This is a genomic window from Paenibacillus sp. JMULE4, assembly GCF_013337105.1.
Lineage (GTDB): Bacteria > Bacillota > Bacilli > Paenibacillales > NBRC-103111 > Paenibacillus_G > Paenibacillus_G naphthalenovorans.
The window spans coordinates 101,683-110,886 of sequence record NZ_SGWF01000021.1; the positions used below are offsets into that span (position 1 = coordinate 101,683).

Consider the following 9,204-nt stretch of genomic DNA (forward strand, 5'->3'; position numbering starts at 1 on the left):
TTATTTCCACGGCAGCAGCTTTCGTTCCAGCCATTCCAACGAACGGTTAAACAATAGGCCGAGCATGGACAAGATCAAGACACCTACCATCAAATTGGTCGTCATCATCAGATTGCCGTAATGCAAAATCATGGAGCCGACCCCCTTCTCAGCCGCAATCATTTCCGCCGAGACAAGCAAGAGCAGGGAATTCCCGGCAGCAAGCTTTAGCCCGGCAAAAATGGTCGGCAGTGCAGCAGGCAGAATAACCTTGCGGATGACGCTGAAATATTTCGATCCGAACGTAACGGCAGCTTTGAGCAGGATCGGGTCAACCTGTTTGACTCCGGCATAGGTGTTAATCACTACCGGGAAGAATACGCCAAGCGCGATAATCGTAAACTTGGGCAGTTCGCCGATCCCAAGCCATAAGATAAACAACGGCAGCAACGCAATCTTCGGGATCGGGTAGATCGAATAAATAACCGGAGTTAATACGGAATCCACCCAGCGAAAGAAGCCCAGCAGCAGCCCGATCACAATGCCGGCAACCGCTCCGATGGCATACCCCGTCCCTATCCGCATTAAGCTTGTCAAAATATTATCCGTGACTTCCCCCGTCGTTACCATCTGCCATCCGGCTGCAAGAATGGCCGAAGGGGAAGGCAAAAAAAGCGGCGGAATCACTTGTATTCGGGCAAGCCCCTCCCATAATGTCAAGATGCCGAGTACTCCCAGCACCGAAGCATAGACCGGGGTTCGTTTCTCCAAAAAGGCTACGCGATTGCGGATGGTTTGCCTTTGAGGCTGAACGGTCCGACTGACTATATTCACGTTCGTGCTTCCCTGTTCCATCCTAATCCCCCTCCTTCAGTGCTTCTTGTGCGTCATGCCGGATGAGCTGCCATATTTCATCCACATAACGTTCGAATACCAACCGGTATTCCTCCTGATTCCGGCCGATTTTCGGCAGATCGATGTGGATAATGTTTTTAATCTCTCCGGGGCGTCGTGACATTACAATGACCCGGTCGGCTAAATAGACCGCCTCTTCGATGTTGTGGGTGACATAAAGCGTACTTAGTCTAGTACGATTCCAAATGGCCAGCAGTTCCTCTTGCATAATGGTTCGCGTTTGTGCATCAAGAGCCGAAAACGGTTCATCCATCAGCAGAAGGTCCGGCTCGACGGCAAGCGCTCTTGCAATCCCCGCACGCTGCCGCATGCCCCCCGATAGCTGCTTCGGATATGCGGACTCAAAGCCGGTCAAGCCCACCATTTCGATATAATGGCGGCCTTTTTCCTGCTGCTCCTCTTTGCTGGCACCTTGCTCCTCCAGACCAAATATCACATTTTCGTAGACGGTCCGCCAGGGGAATAACGCAATTTCCTGAAACACAATCGCGAGCTTCGGCTCCTTGTTTCCCTGCAGCCCTTCGAAACTCACTTCACCGCTGCTGGGGGACAGCAGTCCCCCGACAATGTTCAATAAAGTAGATTTGCCGCAGCCGCTTGGGCCGACAAGTACTACAAATTCCTGGGCCGCTATCGTAAAATTGATGTCCTTGAGCGCAGTGATTTCCCGCTTGTTTGTGTCAATAAATTGTTTCTGAACATTTTCGACAACAATTCTCACGTCCTATTCACCAGCCAATTATAATTTTTTAATTCCCTGCCGCTTTTAAAGCTTCGTCTAACAGCGTGGTATCTACGAAATCGTCAACCTCCAACGTTTTGACAATCAATTTTTCCTTGGCATACCATGCGATCTGCTCCTTGAGATCATCAATATCAGGCTTTCCGTTACGGTCGATAAACGGAAAGGACTTTTTGATCACGTCTTCCGGCTGGCCGGTATATTTGGTGATGATCTTGAGCACTTCGTCAAAATTCGGGCCCTGCGCCAATTTCCCGTCCTTCTTGGTCAATGCCGCGTCATAATAATAGCGCAGTCCCTTGAGATATGCTTTCAGGAAACGTACACTCGCATCCCTGTCGGATATGAATTTTGAAGAAAAAACAAGGGCGGAACTTTGAAATTTTATCTCGTCCGATATCCAAGTGAGCGTTTTGCCAAAACCTTCATCCACAGCCTTGGTAACATTGGGCTCACTGATAAAACCGAAGTCCACGCGTTTGCCCTTAATGGCATCTACCACGCCGCTGACGGAGTTCATCGGTGTCCATTGAACATCCTTCGAACTCATGCCATGATTCTCCAATATTCTGGCTATCGAGTAATGGTTCGTGCTGCCGATGGTTGTAATGGCGGCTTTCTTTCCCTTTAACTCTTCAACCGATTTATACGGAGAATCATTAGGCAGCACCAGCGCCGAGTAGGCATATCCCTTTTCCTCTCTGCCCTTATCGGCGACGAGAAACATCTTTTGACCCTGCGCGATCATATTGTAAAAATCTGCAGTCAAACCGGCAGCCGCAATATCCACGCTGCTGGACGCCACGGCTACGTTGACGGCATTCGCCGAATCGAACCATTTTAATTCAACGTCGAGATGTTCATCTTTGAAAAAGCCTTTCTCATAAGCGATAAACAGTGGAGCATTGGACGTAAATTTTAATAAGGCCAACGATACCGACTTCGATTCGGCCGGTTTATTATTAGCAGGCTCCGACGGGTTAGCCGGTTCCGCGGAATTCCCCTGTGTTTCCGCACTTTTTCCGCAACCGGAAAGCATCATCGCCAAAAGTAAAAGAATAGCAATTACCGGGTAAACTGTTTTTTTCACCATGAACCCCTCCTTTATCCGTTATATGGATCCATTCTGGTAAGGTTATCCTTCAGCCGTTCCTGAAGTGCGGCAATGTCGATCTCATGGACGCTGCCCGTACCGGCAAGGCTTAATGCGTGTGCTGCTGCCGCCCCCGTTGCAATGCACGGTCCCATAACACGTACGCTGGACAGAGCCGCCAGATCCCCGTCAATACAACGGCCGGCTGCAGCCAGGTTGTCAACATCGGGAGGCGTCAGACTGCTTAAAGGGATATAGTGGACATGATCCTCGGAAAATGGCTGCCAGACATAGCCATCCTTTCGATTATGCAGTTCAATCGGCCATGCTGTACGGGCTACTGCATCCGGAAACCGCGTTCCGGCACGCACATCCTCAACCGTTAATTGCCGGCGGCCGACAATCCAGCGCGTTTGCCGGACGCCGGGAAAGCCATAACTGCGTACTCGACACTGGCCGAATGCAAGAGGAAATTCATTCTTTAGAAATACAACCGTTCGATCAGCCTGTTCCTTGCCTTCAAGCGCTTTTTCCGCTGCCGCAATCGGCTCAAGCGGCGTTTCAACGTGCGTCATATTGAGAAGGGCTGTTCCCCTGCCCGGGAATACGATGGCAAGACCGTCCCTCCGTTCAAATCCATAATCATCGGCCTTTTCCTTAAGTCTTTGAATTAGCTCGTCATATGACGGGTAGTTCTTTTCGTCGATCCCCTCGAGTACCAACACCTGGGACCCATAAACCGAACCTTCCGCAGGCTCCCGGCATGGAAGGCCGGCGTGCCAAGCAAGTGCAGCGTCACCCGTCGCATCTACGAAACCGTTTGCATAAAGGCGCAAATCGCCATACCGGGTGGCCAAATCGATCGAATCGATACGCGTTCCCTTTCTTGTCACCCCCCGCAAAACGGCACCGGTAATCACGGTTACCCCGGCATCTCTAACGGATTTTTCTATCCATCGGGCAAGGGCTACCTCATCGTACATGATGGTATTAAATCTCCTGCGCAGGTGCAAATTCCCAGCAGCGCCAAGATCGCGGATGATGTCTTCAGCAATGCCATAGGTCATCAGGTATGGGTTCGGACCGTTAGAAACCAGGCCGGCGAATGTGCCTATGATCGAATTCACAGCCTGCCCCCCTAAGGTAGGCGAACCGTCCACCAATGCCACCTTATGACCGGATCGTGCCGCTTCCAAAGCGGCTGAAACTCCGGAAATGCCCGCACCTACTACACAAATATCGACTTTCACCTCCTGTACGTTTACCGTTGTGTCTTTTTGAACCGTCCGCGTAACCTTTAAATTCATTTCTTCCATTCTCCAAACATCCCTTCTTGTGATTAATTATTTAAAGAGAATACCTCCGGTTTCAGGCAACGGCCTAACCAATCGCTGATAAATCGACAACCATCCGTGCTCTTCCATGGCAGGAGCGCCATTTAAGCGCGAACGCCGAAGCTCTAGCTCGCTTTCCGGCACTTCAAGATTGACGAAACGCTTCTCTACATCAATTACGATGGTGTCGCCATCTTCCACAAGTCCTATAGGTCCGCCCTCCGCCGCTTCAGGAGAGACCTCGTTCACCGCCAGACTCATATTGGAAAGTCCTGATTGTTGCCCGTCAGTCACCACTGCAACCTTATCGCCTAAACTCGCCCCGTTCAGGGCAAAAACAAAATTGGACAAGAAGCCCATGCCGGGTGCACCCTTTGGACCAAGTCCTCTGACTACAACCACATGTCCGGGCTTGATCAGTCCCTTATGTACGCCTTCAATGGCTTCATCGGCTGAATTAAAGACAATCGCCGGCCCGCTAAACTGAAGTTGCCGATCATCGGTGACTGCAAGTTTGACGATACCGGTGTCCGGTGCTAACGAACCGCGTATTAATACAATAGAAGGGCGATTGACGAACGCGCGGTTCACTGGACGGATCACCTCTTCATCGGAGATCGCGATCCCGTGAAGGTTCTCCTTTATGGTCCGGCCGGATACCGTTATTGTATCGGTATGAAGGAAAGATTCGAGCTGCTTCAAGACCGCTTGCGCTCCGCCAGCCGCCTCGAACTGCTCAATCGTATGCTCCCCGTTGGGCCGTACGGCGCTCAGAAGCGGAATTTCATCGGCAAACCGTTCGAACATGCCGTAAATGTCCACATCCATCTGAGCCTCCCTGGCCAGCGCTTGAAGATGCTTCACCGCATTGATCGAACCGCTGATCGCCAACACCACCTTCACGGCATTAGCAAAAGCTTCAGGTACAAGAATATCACGGGGTTTCAGGTCGTCCCACACCATTTGTACTATTCTTTTGGCAGCGAGCCCGACCGTGTCCCACATCTTCTGGCTGTTGGCCAGTACCGGAGTGCTGCCGGGAAGCGCCATGCCAAGGGCTTCGCAAACAATGTGCATAGTGTTGGCCGTACCCATCCCGGCACATACGCCAGGACCAAGGATCGCATTCTTGCTCATCTCACTCAGTTCTTCGACCGAATAAACCCTCTTGCCGTTTTGTTGTTTTACAGCGTTTAACCAAAGATCCTCAAAATCAATGTGCTCGCCACGATACTGCCCGCTTGGCTGATAACCGCAAGCTACGACAATAGTCGGAATGTTAAGCCGGGCGGCCGCCATGAGAAGACCCGGCACTGTCTTATCACAGGATACCAGGCAGATCATCCCGTCCAGCATGGCTCCTTCCACCGCCACCTCGACGTCGTTCACAATCAGGTCGCGGGCCGGCAGAATATATCCTCCCTTACGTCCCATACTGGTTACGGCATCCGACGGTGCCGCCGTGCGTACCTCAAATGGCAAACCACCGGCAGCGCGTATTTCCTCCTTCATCTTCGCAGCGATGCCATCAAGGTGGGCAAAGCACGCCGCCAGGTTTGAGGAGGTGTTTACGATCGCGATCTTGGGCTTTTCCATATCCTCCTCGTTGATTCCGAAAACTCCCCATTGCGCCCGCCTCATGGCCCATCTTACACTACCCGGTTCAACATAACTCCTAAGCTTTCTTTCCATTGCAATAAAAATCTCCCTTCTGTTGACTTACAAAAACGTACTCAAATTCATCATAGTTAACACGGTCTGATCCGGATAAATGCTCCGGGAAGCGATTTTCCAATCTCCACCGATGTTGCGCAATACATCTAAACGCTCGCCAAAAATTTGCTCTACGGCATGATCAACTCCCCTGCTTCGTTGAAACGAAAAATAACTTTGTACTTTTAACTCGTTACTGGATGTACCTTCTTTAATAATAATATTGGATACAAAATGGCGTGTACGCAGCGGAGGATCCTCGGCCCATGCCGAGCCGGTTCTAAGTCTTTTTACTCGTGTTGTCAAAGATTTCTTGGTTTCCTCATAATAAGCCATATCATTATTTTTATCGAAACCGTCTTTGGATTCCTTCGTGACCCGTACAGGCATCCGATAAACAACATCATCCGTAAGCAGTTCCAACCAATCCTCGAACTCCCTATTATCCAATAAAAGCGCTTCAGTGTTGAGAAAATTCGTTATTTGGTAGTGCAGCTCATAATTCATAACCATCCCCTCCTTTTCTCCCCTTTTTCTTACCGATTTCAATCGTTCCATTTACTATCATCTTTCAAATCGCTTGTCATCAGTTCCAACCAATAGTCATGCATCCCTCTCAAGGCGGCATCCACATAACATGTCGGGTAAGCGACACCGGGTCCCGGCCACGATTCATCCGGCAACACTTCATCCATACCCATCATATAGTTAAGCAGATTATTATAACTAAGGTCCTTATCGCGAGCCATTCTCCCCTTGCTTGCCTGAACCACCCGAGTCCAGATTTCCGTATCGTCCGCCTCTAAAGTTCCCGATGGACCAAACGAAGCCACATAGCCTTTATACGAATCCATTTTATACGCTTCCGGTGCAGCTTTATCGATCAAGAACCAAGACCATATTTCAATTTTGTCCGGCCCCATTGGACGCCATATACGCAAAGTTAAATAATTGTGCAAGTGACCTTCACTTCCATGCACCGGACAATGGAAAGAAAGATTCGGGAAGCAAGAACCGACGATCACGGTGGTCTTTTTATAAACCTCCAACTGTTCTTTGGATAAGTTCCTTTCAAACATGGGCCACATTTCTTTAGGCAGCCCTTGATAAGGCGGCATATTTAAACCGGGCACGACTGTACTTACGTTTACACAATGTCCATGATTTAACTTGACTTGATGGCCATAACTGGAATATAGCGGGTCCTTGGGACTTATGCCAAGTTCAACGGTAGATCTGTGAGTAGTTGCTACATGATAGGGGTCGCCCCCGAAGTTTTCCGCCGTTAACTTCCAATTCGTGTTTACAACCCAGCGCTGAGGACCTCCTTTGACCTCCATTCCTCCGTCGCTTCGTCCTAAAATAATGTCAAGATACCATTTGAGTTCCCCGAGATACTCATCCAAAGACATTGCATTTTTGTCCATATTGCCGAAAATCATACCCTTATATGTCTCAACTCGGGGAATCTTGCGCAGCGACCACTCTTTCTTATTCAATTTTTGGCCATAGACCTTGTCGCCTGCAACGACTCCAATCAGTTCTCCCTCCGTATTAAACGTCCAGCCATGAAATGGGCATGTAAACGCTTTCTTATTTCCTGAATCGGCCGTACATAAATGTGTTCCTCTATGGGTACAAGAATTCAAAAAGGCATTGATTTCTCCCTGTTTGTTTTTGATTAACAACACAGGATCATCCAACAACCATCTGGTGACATAGTCCCCTGGTTCCTTTAATTCCGACTCATGCCCTAAATATTGCCATGTGTATCCGAATATCCTATCCACTTCCAAAGCATAAATATCCGGATCTGTTAAAATCCATTGAGGGAACAATCCTTCTTCAAATTTTTCTTTATTTCATTAAGCATTTCTTGATCAATACCATTTCTTAAATTATGTATCCTCGCCATTTGATTACCTCCCAACCCAATGTACCTGCATCCGTTTGCATCGATGACGGCAGTTCCACAGAATCTCTTGCTTCCAGACTGCAAAAGTCATTCCTGATCCCGTACCGGCGGGAGACCGATACCCTGTAACGTATTCCAGATACTAAGCTTTAGAGACATCAACCCCCTCGATCATCATCTTTTCAATGAAATGTTGGCCTGATCGTTTCCTACAACCACTAAAATGTCTGGGAGCGTCCTGAATCTAAACGCTTCATAAATGAAACCCCTTTCAAATCTTCATACGAGAAACGGCAGCAAAAATCCTTTCACGCTTCCTCGCGTAAAACAGCTGTGATTTCAACTTGCACGAGCGCTCCCGCCCGCAAATCCTTCACTACCGTATGTCGCGCAGGCCGATTGGCAGCATCGGGAAACATGCTCACCCATGCCTGATTGACCAAGTCCCGATACTGCTCATCCTGGAGATAAACCGTCATTCTCCCGATATCGGCTGAAGTTCCTCCGGCAACCTCCATGAAGCGATGAACGTGATCAAAGACTAGCTCAATTTGTTTTTCCGGCTCATCCGGAATCTTGCCGATTGCCGGGTCAACCCCGGCAATCGCAGAAGAGAAGACAAATCGACCCACTTTCGCCCCCAAGGGAATCGGAATCGTTCCGTGATGATTTACCCCTTTAATCTCAATACTTTTTCGACGAGCCATTCCCTCACCCCACTCACGTTAAACATTCACTTTAAGAACAAAAACGTCTAAAATAAATCTCGCAACCCGTTTAAAATCCGGCCGAGGTGCAGGCGCATGGCTTGTTCTGCCGCATCAGGATCACGTCGGATTACAGCTTCAACGATCGCCCGATGATCTTCGTATGATTTATCAGGCCGCCCCCGTTGCAAAATCGTTTTATACTGAAAACGAACACTCTGTGAATTGAGCGTATCCAAAACCTTCGCTGCGGTCTTATTCCCCGACATTTTAATGAGCATGTGATGAAGCCTTGTGTTGCAATCTGAATATTTCAGCAGATCGTTTGCCTCATAATATATTTCATTTCATGTAAAATGTCCTGAAGAACACCCTCGTCCTCGTCTGTTGCATTTTCTGCGGCGCGACGAGCGGCTAGGCCTTCTAAAGCTGTACGTACCTCGAGGATTTCTATCGCTTCTTCCTCCGTGACGAGACGGACACGCGCTCCGCGATAGCGTTCCCGCTCTACCAAGCCCTCTTGCTCCAAGCGCGCCAATGCAGTCCGTATCGCCGCGCGTCCGGCACCATATGATTTCGCCAAATCCAATTCCACAAGGTGCTGGTTGGGCATCAGAATCCCGCGGCATATATCCTCCTTCAATCGGAGATAGCATTCTTCTTCGTTCAGTAATGTAGCTTCATTTAGCATTGTACGCCAAATACTCCTTCCCCAGATAGCTAACTTTAGTATATTTCTATTCCAACATTATTGTCAACAATAATTTATACAATTTAGCTGAAAATATGATCTATCATTTTATGCA

At 49.0% G+C, this 9,204-nt stretch carries 10 protein-coding genes; all 10 read right to left on the reverse strand.

Annotated elements, in window-relative coordinates:
* The gene (locus tag EXW96_RS25165) at positions 1 to 834 is read right to left on the reverse strand and encodes an ABC transporter permease (RefSeq protein ID WP_062409477.1); all 834 of its coding nucleotides are present in this window, start codon (positions 832 to 834) and stop codon (positions 1 to 3) included.
* A 1-nt stretch (position 835) separates the two neighbouring features.
* A complete protein-coding gene (locus tag EXW96_RS25170) occupies positions 836 to 1,615 on the reverse strand; it encodes an ABC transporter ATP-binding protein (protein ID WP_174351704.1) in 780 nt (259 codons plus the stop codon).
* Positions 1,616 to 1,643: 28 nt separating this feature from the next.
* Positions 1,644 to 2,729, reverse strand: coding sequence for an ABC transporter substrate-binding protein (locus EXW96_RS25175; protein WP_217437504.1), 1,086 nt, complete (start codon positions 2,727 to 2,729; stop codon positions 1,644 to 1,646).
* Between the two features lie 11 nt (positions 2,730 to 2,740).
* Entirely contained in the window at positions 2,741 to 4,045 is a 1,305-nt protein-coding gene (locus EXW96_RS25180; protein WP_217437505.1) for an FAD-dependent oxidoreductase, read from the reverse strand.
* A gap of 27 nt (positions 4,046 to 4,072) precedes the next feature.
* Positions 4,073 to 5,659, reverse strand: a complete 1,587-nt coding sequence (ilvD, locus tag EXW96_RS25185) for a dihydroxy-acid dehydratase (RefSeq protein WP_217437506.1) — start codon at positions 5,657 to 5,659, stop codon at positions 4,073 to 4,075.
* A 123-nt stretch (positions 5,660 to 5,782) separates the two neighbouring features.
* Positions 5,783 to 6,283 carry a 3-phenylpropionate/cinnamic acid dioxygenase subunit beta gene (locus EXW96_RS25190; protein ID WP_054820325.1) on the reverse strand — a complete coding sequence of 167 codons (501 nt, stop codon included), beginning with the start codon at positions 6,281 to 6,283 and terminating at the stop codon, positions 5,783 to 5,785.
* Positions 6,284 to 6,321: 38 nt separating this feature from the next.
* A complete protein-coding gene (locus tag EXW96_RS25195) occupies positions 6,322 to 7,614 on the reverse strand; it encodes an aromatic ring-hydroxylating oxygenase subunit alpha (RefSeq protein WP_174351705.1) in 1,293 nt (430 codons plus the stop codon).
* Between the two features lie 385 nt (positions 7,615 to 7,999).
* A complete protein-coding gene (locus EXW96_RS25200; RefSeq protein ID WP_054820326.1) occupies positions 8,000 to 8,398 on the reverse strand; it encodes a RidA family protein in 399 nt (132 codons plus the stop codon).
* Between the two features lie 47 nt (positions 8,399 to 8,445).
* A complete protein-coding gene (locus EXW96_RS27940) occupies positions 8,446 to 8,679 on the reverse strand; it encodes an FCD domain-containing protein (protein WP_254611566.1) in 234 nt (77 codons plus the stop codon).
* 32 nt (positions 8,680 to 8,711) lie between these two features.
* Positions 8,712 to 9,089 carry a GntR family transcriptional regulator gene (locus tag EXW96_RS27945; protein WP_254611567.1) on the reverse strand — a complete coding sequence of 126 codons (378 nt, stop codon included), beginning with the start codon at positions 9,087 to 9,089 and terminating at the stop codon, positions 8,712 to 8,714.
* Between the last annotated feature and the right edge of the window lie 115 nt (positions 9,090 to 9,204).